This window comes from Psychrobacter sp. SZ93C1, assembly GCF_015864635.1.
Lineage (GTDB): Bacteria > Pseudomonadota > Gammaproteobacteria > Pseudomonadales > Moraxellaceae > Psychrobacter > Psychrobacter fozii.
In genome coordinates this window covers 136818-157435 of the sequence record NZ_JADYWY010000006.1, presented here as the reverse complement: position 1 = coordinate 157435, position 20618 = coordinate 136818, and the positions used below count along the sequence as shown (strand labels likewise).

Genomic DNA, 20618 nt, shown 5'->3' with positions numbered 1-20618 from the left:
TTAGGCACTCATGGCAGATACCGAAAAAAACGACGACTTGCTCAATCAAACACCGCCGCACAATATCGATATTGAAAAGGCGTTGCTTGCCTCTTTGATGAGCATCGAAGAGGCGTATGACAAGATTGCCGATATCGTTACCAAAGATGATTTTTATGCTGGACGACATCAATACATCTTTGATGCGATTGCCCATTTGGCAGCGGTCAATGAGCCTTATGACACGGTCATGGTGCATGACTGGTTGGAAGCACAGAAACTACTCAAAGGTGCAGGTGGTGACAGTTACTTGGCAGATATTTTGAGCCAAAGCCCTGCTACCTTATTCAACCTCACGGCCTACGCGCAGCGTGTACGTGAACTATCAACGTTACGTCAGCTGATTACCACTGGCAATGACATGTTGACTTTGGCTTATAACCCGAAAGACCAAAGCGTTAGCGACATCTTAGACAGTGTCGAAGGCAAGATATTTAGTATTAATGAGCAACACAACAAACGCGCTGAACAGCGTGGCCCTGTCGGCATTACCTCGGTGTTGACCAACGTCATCGATAAAATTCAAGAGCTTAAATCCAATCCAGATGGCATGATTGGTTTGCAAACGCCGTTCGCTGAACTGAATAATAAAACACAAGGTTTGCAGGCAGGCGATTTAATTATTGTCGCCGCACGTCCTTCGATGGGTAAAACAACCTTTGCGATGAACTTAGCAGAAGGTATTTTATTTAACGAAGACCTGCCAGTCGTGGTATTTTCGATGGAGATGCCCGCAGAGTCTATCGTCATGCGTTTGCTGTCATCGTGGGGCGCGATTAATCAGACGCATCTGCGTTCTGGACAAATGAATGAAGATGAATGGGCAAAAATGATGAATGCCATTCAGCATTTGCAATCTAAGCACCTGTATATCGATGATAGTACTGCCCTGCCACCATCTGAGATGCGTTCACGCTGTCGCCGTATCGCCAAAAATCACGATGGCAAGCTTGGCGCTATCGTAGTCGATTATCTTCAGTTGATGAAAGTGCCAAACCTAGATGGCAACCGTGTTGGGGAAATCTCTGAGATTTCTCGTAGTCTAAAAGCCTTAGCACGCGAACTTGAGTGCCCAGTAATTGCGCTATCGCAGCTCAACCGTAGTCTAGAAAACCGTCCGAATAAACGTCCGATTATGTCAGATTTGCGTGAATCAGGTGCGATTGAGCAGGATGCCGATTTGATTATGTTCATCTACCGTGATGAGGTTTATAATGAGAACTCAGATCACAAAGGCGTGGCTGAAATCATCATTGGTAAACAGCGTAACGGCCCTATCGGTACCATACGTTTGGGTTTTGAAGGACAATTTACTCGCTTTATCAATCTGACGCCAGAATACTATCAAAACGTCAGTTTCGAGAATGATGAATAGTCATAGCTTTAAATATTATGCTTACTCAACCTTAGACACTTAATACAAACAGCTCTCAGTAACCATAGCCAGTGCCACATCAATCCAATTGATGCAGCATTGGCTTTATCACTTCATAACTTTGCTAATAAAGAAGCCAATTATGCGTACTATCACTATCAAACCAAAAGCCATTACTCATAACCTAAACCAAGTTAAAAAAATGGCGCCACACTCTAAAGTTCTAGCCATGGTGAAGTCCAACGCTTACGGACACGGGATAGCGGCAGTTTTGCCAGCATTACAGCAAGCAGATGGTATTGGAGTCGCTACCTTAACTGAAGCACTAGAAGCACGACAATTGGGTTGGAATAAAACGATTGGTTTGATCGAAGGTGCGTTTACCGCTGATGAGTGGCAGCAAGCCATTGATAGTGATATTAGCTGCGTCATTCATCATGCACCGCAACTGCAATGGGCATTGGAAAATATCCCACCAGCTAGTAGCGCTACTAGAGTGGTGTGGATTAAATACAATACAGGTATGAATCGCCTTGGTTTCGATGCCGAGGGTGTGATTGCTGCCGCTAAACAGCTTCATGATGCTGGATACCAACTGATCCTCACCACACATTTTGCCAATGCAGACAACAGCACTCATCCATTAAATGCGATGCAAATACAGCGTTATTCAGATGTTTTAAATACTTTACAAGAGACAGTTAGCGCTGAGATTAAAGGTTCATTGTGTAATTCAGCTGGTATCGTCAATTTTTCAGAGCATCATTATGATTGGATACGTCCAGGTATTATTTTATATGGTAGCTCACCTGTCGTTGATCAAAGCGCACAAGCATTAGATTTACAGCCAGCGATGGATTTTAGCGCGCAAATTATCGCCCTGCAAACAGTCAATGCAGACCATGCTATTGGTTATGGCAGTCGTTGGATAGCACAAAAAGACACCAGAACAGCTCTAGTCAGTATTGGTTACGGAGATGGCTACCCTCGTGTCGTCAACGATGACGCTTATGTCTCTGTCATTGATACGAGCAATAATCAAAGCTATCGATGCTCGGTCATTGGTCGTGTGGCAATGGACATGATTGTCATTGATGTCAGTACTGCGCCAGAAGACATTGCTTTAGACAGTAAGGTAATGTTATGGGGCGATGCACCGCACGTTGATGAGGTCGCTGCACATGCGGGTACGATTAGCTATGAGCTGCTATGCCGCCTGAGCATACGTCCAAAGCGCGTCCAAGCCTAATAATCATAATACGACGGTGAAATTGCCGAGTACTGGAGTGACTGAACAATCAGACTAAATTGGGCGTTTACATTAGAAGTAATTGCGCTATACTAAAAGTTTGTTGTCACCCCAGTATGCGCACTGATGCGATGCTATTGAAGACTGATAACGTTTCACTGACTGCGATCGACTGCTAGGATTACTATGAGTTTGCGCCATTTTTTGACCCTATCTGATTTAACCAAACAAGAACTAGAAACCCTTATCAAACGCGCAAGCGAATTACGTAAGATGCAACATGCTGGCGAGATATATCAGCCTTTTGTTGGTCGTACGCTGGGTATGATTTTTGAAAAATCCTCAACCCGCACGCGTATTTCTTTTGAAACAGGTATGGGCCAGTTTGGTGGTAGTGCTATCTTCTTGTCGCCAAATGATACGCAGCTTGGACGTGGTGAGCCGCTAGAGGACTCTGCTCGTGTGATCTCTAGTATGGTTGATATCATCATGATTCGTACCTTTGGTCACGAAAATGTTGAGACGTTTGCTGAATACTCAAGCGCTCCAATCATTAACGCTCTAACTGATGAGTACCACCCTTGCCAGTTGCTTGCTGATATGCAGACCTATTATGAGCATCGCGGCAGTATCGAAAACAAAATCGTGACGTGGGTCGGTGATGGCAATAATATGTGTTCATCATTTATGCAAGCGGCCAATCAGTTTGGTTTTGAGCTACGTGTGGCAGCGCCTTATGGCTTTGAGCCAGACCCTAAATTGATGGAACGCTTCTCTCATTGCGTCAGCCTCGTCGAAAATGTACAAGATGCGGCAAAAGACTCAAACCTAATCGTCACCGATGTATGGGCAAGTATGGGACAAGAGTCAGAGCAAAACACCCGCGCCCGTCGTTTTGCACCTTATCAGGTAACACCATCACTGCTAGACAAAGCTGATCCCGAAGTCGTGTTTATGCATTGCTTGCCTGCTCATCGTGGTGAGGAAATTTCTCATGATATGCTAGATGATCCACGCTCAGTGGTATGGGATGAAGCAGAAAACCGCTTGCATGCACAAAAAGCATTAATGGAATTTTTGTTAAAAGACAAAATCAAAATCTAAAAAATATAGCTATAAGTTATTTATCGAAGAGTAAATAAACAAAAGGCAGACCACATTGATTGTGGTCTGCCTTTTTATTGCTACTACATAACAAGCTACTATAGCGTTTTTAACGGATGAGTGTCTTGTAACGAGCAAAAATTTTTAACGAGTCAGTGTTGTCACCCCATTGCTACCAGCTTTTAGCAATACATCAGCTTGATTGGCAGCAAATATACCATTGCATACCACACCTACGATATTATTTAGCGTTTGCTCAAGCTCTATTGGATTGCTCACATCCAAATCATAGGTATCTAAAATCACGTTTCCATAATCGGTCACGAAATCTTCACGGTAAACTGGCTCACCGCCTAGACTAACCAATTGGCGTGCAACATAAGAGCGTGCTTGTGGTAATACTTCAATCGGTACTGGGAACTCACGTCCAAGTATCTCGACACTTTTACTCTCATCAACCATGCATATAAATTTATTAGAAGCTGCTGCCACGATTTTTTCACGAGTAAGCGCGCCGCCACCACCTTTAATGAGCTGCAAATGCTCATTTACTTCGTCCGCACCATCGATATAAATATCAAGCGTACCAGCAAAGTTTAAATCAACGATCTCAATACCAAGGGCACGAAGTTTGTCTTCAGTGACCTGTGAGCTAGCAACTGCGCCAGCAAGCTTTACTGTCGGCAATAATTCAATCAAGCAATTAACTGTACTACCTGTGCCTACGCCCAGTATCATGCCATCTTCGACATAGTTTAGAGCAGCTTTGGCTGCGGCTTGCTTTTGTGCTTGCTGATCACTCATCATAAATCCTTGGAAAATAAACGTATCATTATAAAAGAGGTAAAATGCGCCGCTATTATACCCGATGAGTTTGATCGATGTCAGCGTAATAACCACGCTAATCACAAGAGATTTACTCAACCTTTAAAATGTAGACAGGTAAGGCAACCACAAGACTAAGGCCAATAGCGTGACCAATAATACGGGCGGCGTAATAATCAGCCCGATTTTCATGTACTGTCCCCAACTGATTTTATAGTCTTTTTCTGCCAATACATGGAGCCATAATAAAGTTGCAAGACTACCGATAGGCGTGAATTTCGGCCCCAAATCATTACCAATCACATTGGCATAAATCATGAGCTCACGAGTGGCCTCTGGTACTTGCGCACTATCGATAGCCAATGCACCTACTAAGGTAGACGGCATATTGTTCATGATAGACGCTACAATAGCAGAGAGGAATCCCGTTCCTAATGTTGCGATGACCGCACCCTGCTGCCCTAGCCAATTCAGAATCTGAGCACCATAGGCAGTTAAGCCTGCATTGCCCAAACCATAAACCACCAAGTACATACCAATTGAAAACAATACAATTTGCCAAGGAGCCTTTCGTAAAACATCGGATACTGAAACCACTGCACCGCGTCCACCTTGCCACCAGCGACCTGCAATTGCCATTAGCACCAGCGCAGCGACGCCTGTCACAAACGAGATAGCAATGCCTAATGATTCCGTCGTAAAGTAAGCAACAAGTAGTAATGCTAAAAGCGGAAAAGCCGCCTTAAAAACGAGCGGATCTTCAATCGCGGACTCGGGTGCACTCAACTCAGTAATAGAGTAGTGTTTGGGAATATGCCGCGTATAGACGACCCATAACACGGCGAGTGTCGCTAACACAGAGACGATGTTGACTGGCACCATGACCGCCGCATAACGTCCAAAGCCAATATCAAAGTAATTGGCACTGACGATATTAACAAGATTGGACGTCACTAACGGTAAGCTCGCGGTATCAGCAATAAAGCCTGTCGCGATAATAAAAGCCAAAGCTGATGGCGGTGAAAACTTAAGACGCAGCAAGATAGCGATGACAATCGGTGTTAATAGTAATGCTGCCCCGTCGTTGGCAAAGAACGCTGAAATGAATGCGCCTAGTATCACAATCATAGGAAATAATAAACGCCCTTGCCCATTGCCCAGTCTAGCGACGTGCAGCGCCGCCCAACCAAAGAATCCAGCTTTGTCTAAGATAAGAGAGATAATAATGAGTGCGACAAAGGTAAAAGTTGCATCCCAAACAATATCCCACACAACCCCGATATCGGAGAGCTGTACCACACCAAACGCTAAGGCGATCAATGCGCCACCCATCGCACTCCAGCCGATACCCAGTCCTTTAGGTTGCCAAATCACTAAAATTAAAGTAACGATAAATATAGTCAATGCGATCATCGAGTAACCTGTCTACGCTCAATTATTATAAGAAGCCATATTAAAAAATACATGATAAGAGAGTAAATTAGAGTGATTTTTGATTGACGCGTTTTGATAGTTCTTCAGTGCTTTCTACCCGTTCAGAGTAGCGGTCAGTCAGATAGGCTGAGCGCCCACGAGTCAACCAAGTAAATTTCACTAACTCCTCACAGACATCAACGAGACGCAGATATAAAGGTGACTTATCCATACGATCGTCGTCATTAAATTCCAAAAATGCCTTGGGAATAGAGGATTGATTGGGGATAGTAATCATGCGCATCCAACGACCAAGGATACGTAGCTGATTGACCGTATTGAAGCTTTGACTACCGCCACTCACTTGCATCACTGCCAATGTTTTACCTTGGGTCGGACGCACGCCTCCCAATGATAGTGGAATCCAATCGATTTGTGCTTTCATGATACTGGTCATGCTGCCATGCCGTTCTGGACTTACCCAGAGCATACCCTCTGACCACTGTGCCAGCTCTCGTAGCTCTTGCACTTTGGGATGATCTGCATCGGCAGCATCAGGCAGTGGCAAGCCCGTCGGGTCAAATTTCCGAACCTCACAACCATACCAACGCAATAATCGACTTGCCTCCTCGCTTGCCAGCCTAGAAAATGAGCGGGCACGCAAAGAGCCATATAGCACCAATATCTTGGGTGGATGACGTGGATCATTTGAGCCAATCAACGCTTCAATATCGATAGGCTGTATACTGTCTGCAGCAATATTAGGCAAATCATCAAAACCAGTCATGTTCAAATCCATTTTATCCTTTGCCATGATGAATGACTTCCCCATCTTCTTTCGTAAAACGACTCACTGGGTGCTCTAGCAACTCAAACACTCGCTCTGACGGACGGCATAACGCAGCACCTTTATTTGTGAGCACTATAGGACGGTTGATTAAAATAGGATGCGCAATCATCGCATCGATGATCTGATCATCAGATAATTCAGGATTATCTAATCCTAATTCATCGTTAATAGACTCTTTGCTTCGTAATAGCTCTCTTGGCATGATATTCATTTTTGCCAATAGCTCTACCAAGTATTCACGGGCTGGTGGGGTTTTGAGATACTCGACCACTTCAGGATGCTCACCTGACGCATGCATAATGGCTAAGGTATTACGAGAGGTTCCGCATTTGGGATTATGAAAAATTAATGATGTCATAGTGATTTCACTTATTGTCTGAATATGTTGTTTGAATTCTGAATATATTATTTGAATATAATCAATAAAATTGATTTTGACGTTATGTTTGTCTTACAGATTCGCTCAATAATGGCATTAGATACTGTCTTAAGCTTTATCTCAAATATAGTCTTAAGAGTTATCTTACTTGCTGTTTGAGTCATTAGTATTAACGACCCCACATCCACTTAGACTGTCCATAAGGGACGCACACAATTCTGGATGGCCCGCGCAGCAGTCTTGCAATAGAAACTGAACGACAGCTTCCATGTGCGATAGCGAAGCACGATAGATAATCTGTCGGCTGTGGCGTTGTGAAACCACCCACCCTGCTCGTGCCAGCACTGATAGATGCGCTGACATGGTGTTATGTGGTACGGATAATTGACGGGCAATTTCACCCGCAGGCAGTCCTTCAGGCTCTTGACTAACAAGCAACCTAAAGGCTTTTAAACGAGTCTCTTGAGAGAGCGCAGCAAAGCTTGCGATAGCATTATTTATTTCCATATGTCCAATAATATAGACATATTAAAATTATTCAATATTTTTTAATAAAATATTTGTACAAAACTGACCTTATCTATCATCAAAACTTGAAATCATTGCAAAAACTGCAATAGGGTCTTGCAAGATAATCAAAATCGGCATAGGCTAATCTATTTCGTTTTTATATTCATATACAACCTGTATTAGGGATCATTATGCTGTCAAACTGGGTACGAGCCATCTTACAAGCCACCGTCTATGACGTTGCGATTCAAACACCACTTGAAGCGGCACCCAAGCTGACCCAACGTTTTGCTAATGACATTCGTTTTAAACGCGAAGATTTACAACCCGTCAAGTCCTTTAAATTGCGCGGTGCCTACAACCGTATTAGCCAATTGAACGATGAGCAAAAAGCGCGCGGTGTCATTTGCGCATCGGCGGGCAATCACGCACAAGGCGTGGCCTATTCTGCTCGCAAACTTGATCTTAACAACATCATTGTTATGCCGACCACCACGCCTGACATCAAAGTAGATGCCGTGAGAGCACTGGGTGGCAATGTTGATTTGCATGGCGACAGCTTCGATGAAGCCAACCGTTATGCAATCAATCGTGCTGAGACCGAAGGCTTAACCTTTATCCCGCCTTACGATGATGAATTGGTTATTGCTGGACAAGGCACTATTGGTCTGGAGCTGACCCAGCAGTGGCGCAACATGGACTACGTTTTCGTTGCGGTTGGCGGCGGTGGTCTCATCTCTGGTGTCGCGGCCTTTTTAGGCGCAGTGGCTCCACATGTCAAAGTTATCGCTGTAGAGGCTGAACAATCTGCTTGTTTAAAGGCAGCACTGGAAACAGGTGAGCGCGTTAAGTTAGAACAAGTTGGCTTATTCGTCGATGGTGTGGCGGTTGCTCAAATTGGCGAGCTGCCTTTTGAAGTCGTCCGTACACAAAAAAGTGATAATTCAGGCCCTATCGTCGAATCTGATGTGATTACCTGCACCAATGATGAAGTCTGCGCCGCCGTCAAAGATATCTTTGAAGAAAACCGTAGCATCGTCGAGCCTGCTGGCGCCTTGTCTGTTGCAGGCATGAAAAAATATATCGCAGCCAATAACCTGCAAGGCAAAAACTGTGTCGGTATTATCTGCGGTGCCAATATGAATTTTGACCGTCTGCGTTATATCGCTGAGCGTACCGAAATCGGTGAGAAAAAAGAAGCCATCTTTGGCGTGACTATCCCTGAGCAAACGGGCGCTTTCTTAAACTTCTGTCGTAGCCTGCATGGACGTAATATCACTGAATTTAACTACCGTGCTGATAGCAAAAAATCACCAGACTCTATGGAGCCTGCCTCGATATTCGTCGGTATCGCCTTAAAAGAAGGGGATAAAGAGCGTCAAACTATCAGCAATCAATTGGCTGCTGATGGCTACACTGCCCATGATTTAACCGATGATGACATTGCTAAATCTCATATCCGTCACTTGATCGGTGGTCATGCGCACGTCGAAAACGAGCAGTTATTAAGTGTGGTGTTCCCAGAACGTCCAGGCGCATTGCTTACTTTCTTAGAGAAGCTTGGTGACGATTTTAATATTACCTTGTTTCATTATCGCAATCACGGTGCCGCTGAAGGTCGCGTACTGGTAGGCCTACAAGCCTCAGAGAGCAACTCTCGCCAGCTACAAGACGCGCTGCTTGATATTGGTTACGACTGTACGATGCTCAATGACAATATCGGCTATCAATTGTTTTTGAAATAATAAAGCAGGTATCAATCACTCTCTACTCTGTCAGTTTTTTAATCCATTAAAAGGCTGACAATAGCGAGCGGATGGTAGCAACAGTTAGTTTTTAACAGTTATTAATGAGTGTGAAGCAATGATGAAAAATATATTAATGATCCTAATACTACTGGTTTTGGTAGTTGTGGGTTATAAACTTTTTCAACCTGAGAGAGCACCGAGTAGCTCTATCACGGATTCATCCAACACACCTCCAGTAGGTGCTGCGCTAACCTCTGCTGATTCAGATGAAATACAACCTACTTATATAGATACAGGTTCAGAAGCAGAGTCATCCACAAATTAAAAGCCGACAATAAATTCACAACCAACAACGTCAAGCTTTTCATGTGATGGTAGACAACACTGCTCTCAGATGACTTCGTGCGAGGAGGCAACTTACTTTACACAACACTGTCCTAATACAAAAATGGACGGCAATCATGATGGCATACCTTGTGAACAACAATGGTGTAACTGATTTCTATAAACTATAAATATAATATATTCCCTATCCAGCACATCAATCACAAAAACTTATTTGCAAATATAAAGTATGCCCTAATCTCATTAAGATTAGCTTATTTTAAATAAATACAGACATCCATATAGAGTAGCTGTTATGCAGAATAATACAAATAGCAAAACCCAAGGCTTAGCCAAAATTCGCCTTGATAAGTGGCTTTGGGCAGCACGTTTTTATCGAACACGTACACTTGCCAAACAAGCCATCGAAGGTGGACGAGTTCACTACGCTGGTAGCCGTGTAAAAACCAGCAAAGAGATTGCGGTCGGAGATGAATTAACCATCCGCCAAGGCTCAGCCACTGCCATGACTGAAAAAACAGTCATCGTGGAAGCGCTAACCACTCAACGCGGTAATGCGAGCGCAGCTGAAGTATTGTATTCAGAAACTGACGAGAGCGAAAATCGCCGCGCCTATCATGCAGAGCAACGCAAGCTTGCCAATCTTGCTCGCCCTGATAACAAACCAAACAAAAAAGAGCGTCGTGACATTCAGCGCTTTAAAAGCAAGCAAGACTAAAATACTGCCCGTACCACACTGAATTATAGACAATATCGCCATCAATATTGTGTCATATGACCATATTGTTCAGCCTATACTCTTGCCATTTACGGCATTAAACGTTACGCTGACAGCCGATTCAATCAATCAATTGCATGCTGATAAAAGCCGCACTAATAATGCTGGTCTCTTATGGCATGTTTTTTTTGTTATACAAGGTCATATTATGCTGATGAAAACCTGTACGCCATCGTCTGTATTATTGGTTTGTTTAGGAAATATTTGCCGTTCACCAACTGCTGAAGAAGTGTTTCGTCAGCAAGCAGCGATTGCTGGATTATCAATCAAAGTGGACTCTGCAGGCACAGGGGATTGGCATATCGGTCATAAACCCGATGAGCGAGCACAGCGTCATGCCAAAGCGCATGGTTATAAAATCAATAAACTCATCGCACGCCAAGTAAATAACGATGACTTCCGCAATTTTGATTTGATTTTGGCAATGGATGCGCAGAACTTAGCCGACTTGCAAGCGCTCAAAAACAATCTAGCAGATACTGAAAACAGTATGGCCAAGCTGGCATTATTCAGTGAAGAAGACCCAACGTATGGCGGTGATGATGTACCTGACCCTTATAAAGGTGATGCTGATGCCTTTGAAGAAGTCATTGAGCGTATAGAATCAAGCGCACAAGCTTGGATTGAAAGCTGGAAAGCTTGCTAGCGATAAAAGCTAGATTTACATGCCTTTTACGTCTCGCATCCTCTATAATGATTACTATGTAATTTTTTATCTATTTGCCATATGAGCTACGTTATGACCTCAGCTTCATGCCTTAATTCTAGTGCTCAACTTGCCACGACAACGGATTCAGTAGCAAACTTATTGCCTAGCGAGTCCGTTGATCTGTCACACAGCAATACTATGGCACTGACCTGTATCGCTGACTATTTTGTGACGTTGACAGATGAGGCTCAACTTGACACCTTTATGGCAGACTATGCAAAAAACACAGAGCAACAAAAGCCATTGTTTGTGCTGTCTGGTGGTAGCAACGTATTACTGCCAACACAACTAAATGCAATCGTGTTACAGCCGAAAATGCGCGGCATAAGCTTGACCGCCCAGACGGATCGTTACGTCGATATTGAAGTGATGGCAGGCGAAAACTGGCATGATTTGGTTGTCCATACGGTCAGTCAAGGTTGGTATGGATTAGAAAATCTTGCGCTGATACCTGGTCTCACTGGCGCTGCACCGATACAAAACATTGGGGCTTATGGTGTCCAGTTAGAAGACCACTTACAGTATGTCCGTGCTTACCACATCCCTACCCAGACATGGCATCAACTATCAATAGCAGACTGTGAGTTTGGCTATCGCGACAGCATCTTTAAACGTACTCCCAATACATGGCTAATCAGTCGTGTGGGGTTCAGATTACATACAAATATAAGCAAAGTGTTAGCCAGTTACGGTGATGTACAGACAGTAGCACAACGTTATGCTGAACAGCAAAACCGAAACAAGGCTACCCCTGCTGATGTGATGCACGCTATTATAGATATTCGTCAACAAAAACTACCAGACCCCAAGCAGCTACCCAATTGCGGTAGTTTTTTTCAAAATCCGATTATTCCCCAAGAGCAATTCATTGCGTTACAAGCCACTTATCCAGCTATCGTTGGTTATCCAATGCCTGATGATAAAATAAAAGTTGCAGCCGGTTGGCTCATCGAACAGGCAGGGTTAAAAGGTGGTGGTATTGAACCCATTGTCACCCATCAGCAGCAAGCACTGGTACTCACTAACCATGCTCCTTATCAAGCAACTCAAGAAGATGTCGCGATAGCACAGCGTTATATCACTGATACGATCTATGAGAAATTTGCGATTCAGTTGTCGCGTGAGCCAGTTTGGGTAAATACTGACAGCTCTATTGGGCATGATGAGCATGTGGCCTAAAAAATCACGGTCTAAGCGGCTGTTATCTAAACGATTATGGCATTATTACTTACGTTCAGCTGAACGTATGATAACGCTGTTTCGTATCATTAACATTACCTTTTTGCTTGGCTCCACAACTGTTATTTTAGTCCTCATTAGTTTATTCACACCTTTATTCTCGCAATCGATTGTTTATCTATTTACGCTACTTCCCTTGCCAAAGATACCTTCTGGAGCGGCGAGCTCTCCACCGACAGCCTATGTAGTATTAGGCGGCGGACTGACCAACGACCAGAACAATCAAATCATTCTAAACAGCTATAGTCTCAATCGTGCTCGTACTGCTGCGGGCGCTTATCACGACCTACCCTTACCTATTGTACTCAGTGGTGCTGAAGCGCCTTGGCTTGGTCAATGGCTCATCGAGCATGATATTGATGGACTGATAAGCGAAAACGCCAGTATGAATACTTGCGAAAATGCACGCTTTACCGCAAAGCGTATTCCACTACGTCACGTCTACCTCATCACTGATAGCTACCATATGGCACGCGCCCGTAGACAGTTTGCGCTAAATGGTATCAATACCACACCTCTCAGCGCTCCTCTACCAGTTGGTCGAGACTGGGAAAAACCTGCACAGAATCTCACTCATTCACGGCGCGCCGTTTATGAAGTCGCCGCTTATTTACGTGATGTAATACGTCCGCAGATGGATTGTCGTCATGCTAAAGACGTGACATCACAGCAGCTATTAACGCCTAGAGGCAATGCAGCAAAGTCACCTACAGAATAGAACTGGATTTATATTTGAGCTAGATTTTATTTAATGATGAGCAGAATTAGCAGCTATTTCACTTTTATGTTCACAAGCAATCACCACATTTATAATAGGTGTATAATGCCACCAGAAATTGCTATCTAAGAGACTCTCCATGCTCAGTATATTTTTATTAATTCCGTTAAGTCTCATGTTATTTGTGGTTGCCATTTGGGCAGTACGTTATGCGGTAAAATCAAACCAATTTGAAGACTTAGACAATGCATCACAGCGCATTATACTAGATGATCGTCAAGAGCGCAGACAAACCATGCAAGCTCATGAGAATGCTACATCTACTAAGCAAGCAAATGATCAAACAAACCTTGCTGACACAGAGTCCGTCAACCCTTCTAATATTGATAGCAATCCAAAAATATAGCTTCGAGAGATAGTTGGTTCGAGATCATCAAGAGGCAAGTAAGACAAATTCAAGTGTTACACATAATAGACTGAACAAGCCTAGCACCTTGTCTAATCAATATAGAATTGACCATATCTTGACTATACGTGACTCACGATTATGTTTCGTCCAATACCATCTATTTAAGTAGATTCAATCTTTCACTGTTTTTAGGAGAATCACCCCATGACCACAGCTTTACTCGTTGCGGCATTACTAATGGGATTTTTTGGTTCACCACATTGTTTGGGTATGTGTGGTGGTCTTGTGACAGCGTTTGGCCTATCGATGAAAGATGCCAGTCCTGCTAAACGCCGCGCTCTTGTCGCCACTTACCATCTAGGCCGTTTGAGCAGTTATGCATTATTAGGTTTGATAGCAGGATTGATTGGAACCACCGTACTAGCGCCATTAATGATGGGCAATAGTATGCCACGTATTTTATTAGGCTTAGTATTGGTGTTTGTTGGGGTCACTATGCTTGGCGCACCATTTTTAAACAAACTTGAACGTTTTGGTATGCGGTTTTGGCAGTATTTAAGCCCACTTCGTCAAAAAGTATTTCCGCTCAACACGTTTCCACGTGCACTAACTGCTGGCTTACTTTGGGGTTTCTTACCTTGTGGATTGGTGTATGGTGCCTTACTCATCGCCGTAGTTGCTCATAATCCATTGAATGGTGCGGCACTCATGTTTGTCTTTGGCTTAGGGACAATACCGATGTTGGTCGCCACTCACGAAACGGTTGGCTGGTTACGTGACAAAATTGGACGCTTTCGCTTAAGACAGCTAAATGGCGCTGTTATGGTCATATCAGGTTTAGCCGTTGCGGTCGTGCCGATGGTCATGTCAAGTATGCATGGTGGGCATGATATGTCTAATATGCATGGCGATCATATGCAAATGAGTGATTCAGAAATGATGGACATGCCTATGGATGCAGACATGGATCACAGCAGTCATCATATGATGCCAGCTGATGATAATACATCTCACCAAGGCATGGATCATAGTATGCATGATATGAGTGATGCGTCGATGGACATGAATCATAATGAGCACTCTGAAACGATGGAACACGCTCAATAGAGTCGTCGACCACAGATATAGTCAGTGAACTACTAAACCGCTACGGCGTTATCCTCCTTAGATGTAATACTTGTACAATCTGCAGTCTGCTGCCTTGTACCCATTTTAGAGTTCTTTGACTATATTATTAAAATATAACATTGCGTGCTATCAAAGCTTGCCGTATGAAAAAGCCCTTAACATCAATATGAATGTTAAGGGCTTTTATCATTTTATTCGCTGCACACTATAGTCAATTCAGTTTAAAAGAGAGTCAAGGCAACCGAGTGCAGATGTATATGTAATACTTCCAGCAAGGTTAACGCTGTCACTCTTTTATAGGGGATTGACTACATAGAAAAACTAGCAGCTTTAAAAGTACTACTCTTGCCATTGCTCAAGCGAAAACTTAGTATCCAAATGCTTTTCTAAGGCGGGTACATTAAACGCGTCATCCTCACTCACGAAGCTAATGCTGATACCTGTTTGTCCAGCACGCCCCGTACGACCAATACGGTGCACGTAATCGTCTGGCTGATCAGGCAAGGTATAGTTAACCACATGACTGATATCATCGACATGGATACCGCGCCCGGCGACATCTGTTGCTACCAAGATAGAAGCATGGCCATCTTTAAAGCGCTGTAGGTATTTTTCACGTTTTTGCTGAATAACATCACCTGACAGCATCACAATTTTGTGGTCTGCACGCAACTTATGATATAGGCGCTTGACTTGGTCTTTACGGTTGGCAAATACAATGACTTTGTCCACTGCAGGATCACTAATAATACGCTGTAAGGCTTCTAATTTCTGATCTTCTGTCAATAAGTAAAAGTGCTGATCGACCAACTCACTGGTTTTGTGCTCAGGCTCAATTTCAACAAACTGCGGCTCATGTAACCAGCGATAAGCCAAATTCATAACATCTTGGTTAAAAGTGGCAGAGAATAATAAGCTCTGACGGTCTGTATTGGCTGGCATCCGGCCTACCAGACGCTTGATATCAGGAATAAACCCCATATCTAACATGCGATCTGCTTCATCCAACACCAATACTTCAACGCGATCTAAGTAGACCATGCCTTTATTCGCAAGGTCAATCAAACGTCCAGGCGTCGCAACCAAAATATCAACATATTGACGCTCAAGCTCATGCTGCTGGGTTTCATAATTAGTACCACCCATGATACACACGCTATGTAGCGCCGTATATTTAGTCAACGCGATACAATCATCAAATATTTGCTGGGCAAGCTCACGGGTGGGTGCCATTACAACTGCACGCGGCTCACCTAGATAGCGCTCTTCATCATTGGCAAAAGGACGCTTAAGCAATGCCTCCATGATCGTTAATAGGAAAGTTGCCGTCTTACCAGTACCTGTTTGAGCCTGTCCAATAGCGTCTTGATTTGCCAACGTATGTGGTAGTATTTGTGCTTGGATAGGCGTCAATGCAGTAAACCCTAAATCACTGACAGCACGTAATGTCGGTGCTGAAAGCGGCAAATCAGTAAATGTCGTAAAATTACTCAAAAAAATATCCTTTTTGTATTAATCACTTGTATGTTGTCCATCGTAAGCAAACGCATTATCAAACGTTATAATACTATATAGCGTCACCAATAATCATTGCCACATCAAATCTATAGATAGCGGATAGTCATGCAGACATAAAAAAGCCAAGCCCGATACTTACTCTGACCTAATATGCGGAGATTCACTCAACATAGGTAAGATAAGACGGGCTTGACTCAGTAGTATATCAGTAGTTTGTACAGACATTATAGCTAAACCGCTCTAATGACCGGATAGATTACTCGTCTACTTTTCTGACTTCTTCAGCTTGAAGGCCTTTTTCGCCTTCTACTACACTGAATTCAACCTTTGCGCCATCTGTTAAAGAGCGATAGCCATCACCTTGAATCGCGCGGAAATGGACAAAAATATCTTCTCCGCTATCACGTTGAATGAAACCAAAACCTTTTGAGTCATTAAACCACTTAACAGTACCTTGCTCACGAGCTGACATAATATTACTTCCTAAAAAAGTCCGCTTAGCCCCAAATTCCTTTGCAACATTGCATACAAACGGGATCTAAAATTATGAAATCAAAAAACTTAAGAGTCCTACACTAACCACTATTACTAACATATAGCTTTTACAATAGACAATTATCTCTATAGACATTCTTTACGCTTATAGAGACGATAAGTGGCTTTCATATTAGCCTTATTTTAGCTATAGCAACAAACTTGCAATAATTATTGCATAAAAAATATCATAGCACGGGTTTTTAGCAACATAAAGACTTTTAGCATGCTTTTTTACTTTCAGGTTGATTTTTCATGTAATTTTTTTATAACCACTACTAGCAAGCTGCTATCATAAACAAATAAGTACCATTGGGTGACATAATTCGCTTTTTCTACGACCCTTATGCCTTACAATAAAGGATAAACCACTAACCTTACCTAATCGCTATAGAGACCAGTATGACGACCTCTTCACAATCTACCGCAGCATCAAAGCCTTCTAGTCAGAGCAACAGCAATACACTCACTCATAAGCTGCTGCTGGTTAACGGGGTCAATCTAAATTTATTGGGTAAGCGTGAACCTGATATTTATGGTCATGCGACGCTTGCTGATATCGAAAAACGTTTGATTGCGCGTGCTGCTCAGTATGATATCGAATTGCTTTGCATACAATCAAACCATGAAGGCCAGCTAGTAGATGACATCCAACATCATGGACTGTTAGCAGATGCAACAGCACAAGTAGATGCTATTATCATTAACCCTGCTGCATTTACGCATACTTCAGTTGCTCTACGTGACGCATTGCTAGCCACACAAAAGCCATTTATAGAAGTACACTTATCTAACGTTCATGCACGTGAGTCTTTTCGCCATCATTCTTATTTGAGCGATGTCGCAGTCGGTGTGATTTGTGGTTTGGGACAGATAGGATATCAAATGGCACTAGATTATTGGCTCAACAACCTCTACTCTATCAACCTTACCGACTAACATTTATCGGTTTTTTGAAGTGATGGTTTTAAGTGCTAGCAATGATTGCTTATATGTACTAAAGATAGCTCAGTTAAACGGTAATATAGTTGATTCAATTTAAAATAGTTTGATTAAAATACTAGGGCGTGTCCTCATTTTAGAAATGGTGATAAAAATGAGATAAATTGCAGTCAAACAAGGAAAATAGCGCAGATAATATCGAGATATTAGTCAGCTATTTGACGCCGTTTGGCAAGATTTAGCCATTTTCAACCCATTTAGATGACTATCGATTGAATTGAGGACACGCCCTAGCATTATGGCTGAATAAACAACCCAATATACGGTGATATGAATGGCAAAATCGTCTGGAAAGCGCTTTATGAAACTCGCTGGCATGACTGCAAGTATTGCCGGAAAAGCAGCTAAAAACTCATTTAAGCACCTATCAAGCGATGAAGAGAAACGTCTGCAAGCACGCTCGGAGCTCATGCATGATGTGGGGATTCAGATAGCTGAGACGCTTGGTGAAATGAAAGGCGCCGTCATGAAAGTGGGGCAAATCGCGTCACAATATAAAGATGTGTTTCCACCTGAGGTTGCCACAGCTTTAGAAAAGCTGCAAAAAGATGCGCCACCCATGCCATATGCACAGATACAGGCACAAATAGAACGTGAGCTCAAAGCGCCTGTGGGAGAATTATTCAACGAATTCGAAGAGACACCATTTGCCGCTGCCTCTATTGGACAAGTGCACAAGGCAGTATTGCCCTCTGGTCAAAGAGTCGTCGTCAAAGTTCAATATCCCGATGTGGATGAAAACTGTGATAGTGATCTTAAACAAGTACGCATGGCTTTGAAAATTGCTGGTGTGCTCAATATGAGCAAGCAATTACAAGAGCAGTTGTTTCATGAGATTCGCCAAAGTTTGCATGATGAGTTGGACTATATTAAAGAAGCGCATAACTTACGCGTATTTGGTGCATTTCATGCAGAGGACGAAGGTCTTATTATTCCGAAAGTTATTAGTAGCCACTCTTCTAAACGGATTTTGACACTGACTGAAGAGATGGGAGAAACTCTCACCGTCGCAGCGAGTTGGGATAATGACATCAAACAAGAAATAGCCAAACGCCTGTTTCATTTTACTGCAGGGCAGCTATTTGGACTGTATCGTATGCACTGTGACCCCCATCCTGGCAACTTTGCCTTTCGCAAAGATGGTAGCGTCGTGGCTTATGATTTCGGCGGTATTCGCAGTTATAGTGACAACGAGGTTCAACTGTTCCGACGTTTCGCCAAACATGCGATCAAAAGTGATGTAACTGCCCTTGAGCAAGATTTGGTGGCGTTAGATATTCGCCGTGATGATGATAAAAACATCCCTGGTGAATTCTATGAAAAATGGCTATCCATTGGCTTAAAGCCCTTCTCTATTGAACCTTATCAAACAGGCACTTTCGATTTTGGTAGCAGTCAAATACACCACGAAGCCATTGCACAAATGCGGACATCTTTGAAGTATTTTGGTCAATTTCAGCCTTCTGCAACGACCATGATGCTCGACCGAACCGTGTCAGGGCAATATTGGAATTTGGTCAATCTGGGTGTAGATATTGACTTATCACCACTTATCAGTGAGTACATCGATATATAGCATGACACGACGTGAAAACTCATTTCAAAGCAGCTAGGCCATACTAAACATGCAGCGCATGTCCACAGCGATCACAAAACTCTGCTGCGATGGCATGACCAAACTTACCACAGTTGGGACAAGTAACAGGATTTAGTTGAGGACGCATATTACGTGCTAGCTCAGAAGTGAAAATACCTGTGGGTACGGCAATGATAGAATAACCCGTAATCATGACCATACTCGCAATCGCTTGACCAAGCGGGGTCTTGGGTGACATATCACCATAACCAACTGTAGTCATCGTAACGACCGCCCAATAGATAGACAATGGAATACTGGTAAAACCGTTCTCTGGCCCTTCTACTACGTAAATAATCGAACCAAAAATCGTGACTAGTAGTACGAGAGATAAGAAGAATACCGTGATTTTTTGTTGACTGGTCTTGAGCGCCGAGGCCAAAAAACCCGCTTGTTGCATATAAGCTTTGAGCTTGAGTACGCGAAAGATACGCAAAATGCGCAAAACACGTATGACGAGTAGATACTGCACACCTACGAACATCAGGCTTAAGTAACTTGGTAATACGGACAATAAATCCACAACCCCAAAGAAACTAAAAACGTAACGCAAGCGATTGGGGGCGGAAAATAATCGTAAGGCATATTCCATCGTAAATAAAATGGTAAAAAACCATTCTGCGTAAAAGAATATGGTGCCATACTGCAGGCGCATATATAACACGCTATCAAGCATCACCACAGCCACACTGGCCAAGATTGCAATCAATAATACAATATCAAAAAGCTTGCCTAAACGAGTGTCCGTGCCTTCAATAATGACATGGATACGGTTACGCAAGTGTGTAATGGCTTCGGCAGTGAGTTGCTTCATAGAGTCAGTAACTTCATAAAATCAATGGCTTGATAGCATCCAATGACTTAAAATGTGATGGATAAGGCCAAGTTAGTCAAAATACACAAAACTGGTTTATAATATTGCTCACTTATCACAGTGAATACAATCTATAAGTTGCCACAGTGTAGCAAAAAAGCACTCTCAACAACATACAAATCGTTAACGTGTCAGTAGCTCTATTACGTAAAAGAGATAGAGTATCTATCTGATAAGACACATGACTTAGTATGAAAGATGATTACTAAACACTTTTTTTAAGCACAATAAATAGT

At 43.0% G+C, this 20618-nt stretch carries 20 protein-coding genes and 1 pseudogene; 13 read left to right on the top strand and 8 right to left on the bottom strand.

The features are described 5' to 3' along the window. Positions 1–10 precede the first annotated feature (10 nt). The 3 genes from dnaB (at position 11) to argF (ending at position 3767) form a co-directional block, all read left to right on the top strand. A complete protein-coding gene (dnaB, locus tag I6E83_RS09410; RefSeq protein WP_110923805.1) occupies positions 11–1414 on the top strand; it encodes a replicative DNA helicase in 1404 nt (467 codons plus the stop codon). A gap of 142 nt (positions 1415–1556) precedes the next feature. Beyond that, positions 1557–2663, top strand: a complete 1107-nt coding sequence (gene alr / locus I6E83_RS09405; protein WP_197101386.1) for an alanine racemase — start codon at positions 1557–1559, stop codon at positions 2661–2663. 186 nt (positions 2664–2849) lie between these two features. Further along, on the top strand, positions 2850–3767 hold the full coding sequence (gene argF, locus I6E83_RS09400) for an ornithine carbamoyltransferase (protein WP_197101385.1): 918 nt from the start codon (positions 2850–2852) through the stop codon (positions 3765–3767). A gap of 144 nt (positions 3768–3911) precedes the next feature. On the opposite strand, the gene rpiA is transcribed toward argF, so the two are convergent. The 5 genes from rpiA to I6E83_RS09375 form a co-directional block, all read right to left on the bottom strand. After that, positions 3912–4571, bottom strand: coding sequence for a ribose-5-phosphate isomerase RpiA (gene rpiA / locus I6E83_RS09395; RefSeq protein WP_197101384.1), 660 nt, complete (start codon positions 4569–4571; stop codon positions 3912–3914). Positions 4572–4694: 123 nt separating this feature from the next. Beyond that, positions 4695–6005 carry an arsenic transporter gene (locus I6E83_RS09390; RefSeq protein ID WP_197101383.1) on the bottom strand — a complete coding sequence of 437 codons (1311 nt, stop codon included), beginning with the start codon at positions 6003–6005 and terminating at the stop codon, positions 4695–4697. A gap of 67 nt (positions 6006–6072) precedes the next feature. After that, the gene (gene arsH / locus I6E83_RS09385) at positions 6073–6819 is read right to left on the bottom strand and encodes an arsenical resistance protein ArsH (RefSeq protein WP_227680891.1); all 747 of its coding nucleotides are present in this window, start codon (positions 6817–6819) and stop codon (positions 6073–6075) included. Continuing rightward, positions 6806–7213, bottom strand: coding sequence for an arsenate reductase (glutaredoxin) (arsC, locus tag I6E83_RS09380; RefSeq protein WP_197101382.1), 408 nt, complete (start codon positions 7211–7213; stop codon positions 6806–6808). Before arsC ends, arsH begins: the two co-directional genes overlap by 14 nt. A 165-nt stretch (positions 7214–7378) precedes the next feature. Beyond that, positions 7379–7741 (bottom strand): ArsR/SmtB family transcription factor, encoded by a 363-nt coding sequence (locus I6E83_RS09375; protein ID WP_197101381.1) that lies wholly within the window; start codon positions 7739–7741, stop codon positions 7379–7381. Positions 7742–7935: 194 nt separating this feature from the next. Between I6E83_RS09375 and ilvA the strand changes: the two genes are divergently transcribed. From ilvA to I6E83_RS09335, 8 genes and pseudogenes are all read left to right on the top strand, one after another. Continuing rightward, complete coding sequence (gene ilvA / locus I6E83_RS09370) at positions 7936–9489, top strand: threonine ammonia-lyase, biosynthetic (protein ID WP_197101379.1); 1554 nt, start codon at positions 7936–7938, stop codon at positions 9487–9489. 355 nt (positions 9490–9844) lie between these two features. Further along, positions 9845–9991: pseudogene (locus I6E83_RS09365) on the top strand (excalibur calcium-binding domain-containing protein); the annotation flags it as partial. Positions 9992–10132: 141 nt separating this feature from the next. Next, positions 10133–10555 carry an RNA-binding S4 domain-containing protein gene (locus I6E83_RS09360; protein ID WP_110923797.1) on the top strand — a complete coding sequence of 141 codons (423 nt, stop codon included), beginning with the start codon at positions 10133–10135 and terminating at the stop codon, positions 10553–10555. Positions 10556–10763: 208 nt separating this feature from the next. Then, complete coding sequence (locus I6E83_RS09355) at positions 10764–11261, top strand: low molecular weight protein-tyrosine-phosphatase (protein WP_110923858.1); 498 nt, start codon at positions 10764–10766, stop codon at positions 11259–11261. A 93-nt stretch (positions 11262–11354) separates the two neighbouring features. Continuing rightward, on the top strand, positions 11355–12503 hold the full coding sequence (murB, locus tag I6E83_RS09350) for a UDP-N-acetylmuramate dehydrogenase (protein ID WP_197101377.1): 1149 nt from the start codon (positions 11355–11357) through the stop codon (positions 12501–12503). Beyond that, positions 12493–13281 (top strand): YdcF family protein, encoded by a 789-nt coding sequence (locus I6E83_RS09345; RefSeq protein WP_110923796.1) that lies wholly within the window; start codon positions 12493–12495, stop codon positions 13279–13281. Before murB ends, I6E83_RS09345 begins: the two co-directional genes overlap by 11 nt. A gap of 139 nt (positions 13282–13420) precedes the next feature. Continuing rightward, positions 13421–13687 carry a cbb3-type cytochrome oxidase assembly protein CcoS gene (gene ccoS, locus I6E83_RS09340; RefSeq protein ID WP_110923795.1) on the top strand — a complete coding sequence of 89 codons (267 nt, stop codon included), beginning with the start codon at positions 13421–13423 and terminating at the stop codon, positions 13685–13687. A 207-nt stretch (positions 13688–13894) separates the two neighbouring features. Further along, positions 13895–14797 carry a sulfite exporter TauE/SafE family protein gene (locus I6E83_RS09335; protein WP_110923794.1) on the top strand — a complete coding sequence of 301 codons (903 nt, stop codon included), beginning with the start codon at positions 13895–13897 and terminating at the stop codon, positions 14795–14797. A gap of 360 nt (positions 14798–15157) precedes the next feature. On the opposite strand, the gene I6E83_RS09330 is transcribed toward I6E83_RS09335, so the two are convergent. Together I6E83_RS09330 and I6E83_RS09325 are read right to left on the bottom strand one after the other, a co-directional pair. Next, positions 15158–16312: a DEAD/DEAH box helicase gene (locus I6E83_RS09330; RefSeq protein WP_197101371.1), complete on the bottom strand. Its 1155-nt coding sequence runs from the start codon at positions 16310–16312 to the stop codon at positions 15158–15160. Between the two features lie 280 nt (positions 16313–16592). Then, on the bottom strand, positions 16593–16808 hold the full coding sequence (locus tag I6E83_RS09325) for a cold-shock protein (protein WP_110923792.1): 216 nt from the start codon (positions 16806–16808) through the stop codon (positions 16593–16595). 464 nt (positions 16809–17272) lie between these two features. Between I6E83_RS09325 and aroQ the strand changes: the two genes are divergently transcribed. Next, the gene (gene aroQ / locus I6E83_RS09320; protein WP_197101370.1) at positions 17273–17809 is read left to right on the top strand and encodes a type II 3-dehydroquinate dehydratase; all 537 of its coding nucleotides are present in this window, start codon (positions 17273–17275) and stop codon (positions 17807–17809) included. 337 nt (positions 17810–18146) lie between these two features. After that, the gene (locus I6E83_RS09315; protein WP_197101369.1) at positions 18147–19448 is read left to right on the top strand and encodes an ABC1 kinase family protein; all 1302 of its coding nucleotides are present in this window, start codon (positions 18147–18149) and stop codon (positions 19446–19448) included. Between the two features lie 43 nt (positions 19449–19491). Here the strand turns inward: I6E83_RS09315 and I6E83_RS09310 are convergent, their stop codons facing one another. After that, positions 19492–20322, bottom strand: a complete 831-nt coding sequence (locus tag I6E83_RS09310; RefSeq protein WP_110923789.1) for an ion transporter — start codon at positions 20320–20322, stop codon at positions 19492–19494. Between the last annotated feature and the right edge of the window lie 296 nt (positions 20323–20618).

Bases quoted from the DNA above. Each gene is read 5' to 3' on its own strand.
- rpiA (WP_197101384.1), bottom strand. From the start codon at position 4,571: ATGAGTGATCAGCAAGCACAAAAGCAAGCCGCAGCCAAAGCTGCTCTA.
- I6E83_RS09355 (WP_110923858.1), top strand. From the start codon at position 10,764: ATGCTGATGAAAACCTGTACGCCATCGTCTGTATTATTGGTTTGTTTA.
- alr (WP_197101386.1), top strand. From the start codon at position 1,557: ATGCGTACTATCACTATCAAACCAAAAGCCATTACTCATAACCTAAAC.
- I6E83_RS09310 (WP_110923789.1), bottom strand. From the start codon at position 20,322: ATGAAGCAACTCACTGCCGAAGCCATTACACACTTGCGTAACCGTATC.
- aroQ (WP_197101370.1), top strand. From the start codon at position 17,273: ATGACGACCTCTTCACAATCTACCGCAGCATCAAAGCCTTCTAGTCAG.
- I6E83_RS09375 (WP_197101381.1), bottom strand. From the start codon at position 7,741: ATGGAAATAAATAATGCTATCGCAAGCTTTGCTGCGCTCTCTCAAGAG.
- I6E83_RS09360 (WP_110923797.1), top strand. From the start codon at position 10,133: ATGCAGAATAATACAAATAGCAAAACCCAAGGCTTAGCCAAAATTCGC.
- I6E83_RS09345 (WP_110923796.1), top strand. From the start codon at position 12,493: ATGTGGCCTAAAAAATCACGGTCTAAGCGGCTGTTATCTAAACGATTA.
- dnaB (WP_110923805.1), top strand. From the start codon at position 11: ATGGCAGATACCGAAAAAAACGACGACTTGCTCAATCAAACACCGCCG.
- I6E83_RS09315 (WP_197101369.1), top strand. From the start codon at position 18,147: ATGGCAAAATCGTCTGGAAAGCGCTTTATGAAACTCGCTGGCATGACT.
- I6E83_RS09325 (WP_110923792.1), bottom strand. From the start codon at position 16,808: ATGTCAGCTCGTGAGCAAGGTACTGTTAAGTGGTTTAATGACTCAAAA.
- I6E83_RS09390 (WP_197101383.1), bottom strand. From the start codon at position 6,005: ATGATCGCATTGACTATATTTATCGTTACTTTAATTTTAGTGATTTGG.
- argF (WP_197101385.1), top strand. From the start codon at position 2,850: ATGAGTTTGCGCCATTTTTTGACCCTATCTGATTTAACCAAACAAGAA.
- arsC (WP_197101382.1), bottom strand. From the start codon at position 7,213: ATGACATCATTAATTTTTCATAATCCCAAATGCGGAACCTCTCGTAAT.
- I6E83_RS09335 (WP_110923794.1), top strand. From the start codon at position 13,895: ATGACCACAGCTTTACTCGTTGCGGCATTACTAATGGGATTTTTTGGT.
- murB (WP_197101377.1), top strand. From the start codon at position 11,355: ATGACCTCAGCTTCATGCCTTAATTCTAGTGCTCAACTTGCCACGACA.
- ccoS (WP_110923795.1), top strand. From the start codon at position 13,421: ATGCTCAGTATATTTTTATTAATTCCGTTAAGTCTCATGTTATTTGTG.
- ilvA (WP_197101379.1), top strand. From the start codon at position 7,936: ATGCTGTCAAACTGGGTACGAGCCATCTTACAAGCCACCGTCTATGAC.
- arsH (WP_227680891.1), bottom strand. From the start codon at position 6,819: ATGGCAAAGGATAAAATGGATTTGAACATGACTGGTTTTGATGATTTG.